This window comes from Melaminivora alkalimesophila, assembly GCF_000282995.1.
Taxonomy (GTDB): Bacteria; Pseudomonadota; Gammaproteobacteria; order Burkholderiales; family Burkholderiaceae_C; genus Melaminivora; species Melaminivora alkalimesophila.
In genome coordinates this window covers 1-948 of the sequence record NZ_ALEE01000583.1, presented here as the reverse complement: position 1 = coordinate 948, position 948 = coordinate 1, and the positions used below count along the sequence as shown (strand labels likewise).

At 74.3% G+C, this 948-nt stretch carries 3 protein-coding genes; all 3 read right to left on the bottom strand.

Annotation, left to right across the window (positions count from 1 at the left end; genetic code table 11):
- Positions 1-87 (bottom strand): cytidylyltransferase domain-containing protein (locus A612_RS17125; protein ID WP_420891028.1); only part of this gene is annotated, 87 nt, incomplete at its 3' end.
- On the bottom strand, positions 84-272 hold the full coding sequence (locus A612_RS11425; RefSeq protein WP_019374613.1) for a Trm112 family protein: 189 nt from the start codon (positions 270-272) through the stop codon (positions 84-86). The genes A612_RS11425 and A612_RS17125, both read right to left, overlap by 4 nt.
- Before the next feature lie 10 nt (positions 273-282).
- Positions 283-948: tetraacyldisaccharide 4'-kinase (gene lpxK / locus A612_RS11420; protein WP_019374612.1), on the bottom strand; the 666-nt coding region annotated here is incomplete at its 5' end.

The window sequence follows — 948 nt, the reverse complement described above, 5'->3', positions numbered from 1 at the left end:
GCCGATGTCCGCCAGCGGCTTGTCGGGCAGGCGCGTCGAGGCCAGCCGCGCGGGAATCAGCACGGTGAAGGGCGCCGGTGCGCTCACCGCTGCCGCTCCAGTTCCTCGTCCGTCAGCGTGCGCGCCTCGTTCTCCAGCAGGATCGGGATGCCGTCGCGCACCGGGTAAGCGAGCCGCGCGCTGCGCGAGACCAGTTCCTGGCGCTCGCGGTCGTAGGTGAGGGGGCCCTTGGTGACGGGGCATACCAGCAGTTCGAGCAGTTTGGAGTCCATGGGGGTTCCTTCAGGGGGCGTGCGGCGATCTTAGCGAGGCCAGGCGGGCGTCGAGCGCCTGGAAAAAGCGGGGGTCGAGCCGGACTTCCAATGGCACGGCCAGCACCTCGGGGTGGCGCGGCCAGAGCTTGACCGCGTCTTTCTCGGTGCACAGCACCACCGCGGCTGCGTCGCCGGGGGGCTGCCAGTCGGCAAAGCCATGGTGGTCCGGGAAAGCCTGGCAGTGCGCCGGCGCGAGGCCGCGTGCGCGCAGCAGGGCGAAGAACTCCTCGGGCCGTGCCGTTCCAGCCAGGGCGTGCAGCCGCCTGCCCGCCAGGTGGGCGAGCGGCACGCGCCGCCCCTGCCCGTCCACCGCATGGTCGGCCAGCCGGCGCTGCAACGCGAAGCGCGCCGAGAGGGCTCCGGGCGGCGGCGCGCCGGCGTGCAGCACCCAGTCCACCGCACGCGGCCAGGGCTCGCGCAGCGGGCCGGCGGGCAGCAGCCAGCCGTTGCCCACCCCCTGGTCGTTGAACACGCAGATCTCCAGGTCGCGCGCCAGCGCCAGGTGCTGCAGGCCGTCGTCGCACACCAGCACGTCCACCTCGGGATGGGCCGCCAGCAGGGCGCGCCCGGCCTCGGCGCGGCGCCGTGCCACGAAGACCGGGGCACCGGTGGCGCGCGCCAGCAGCAGCGGCTC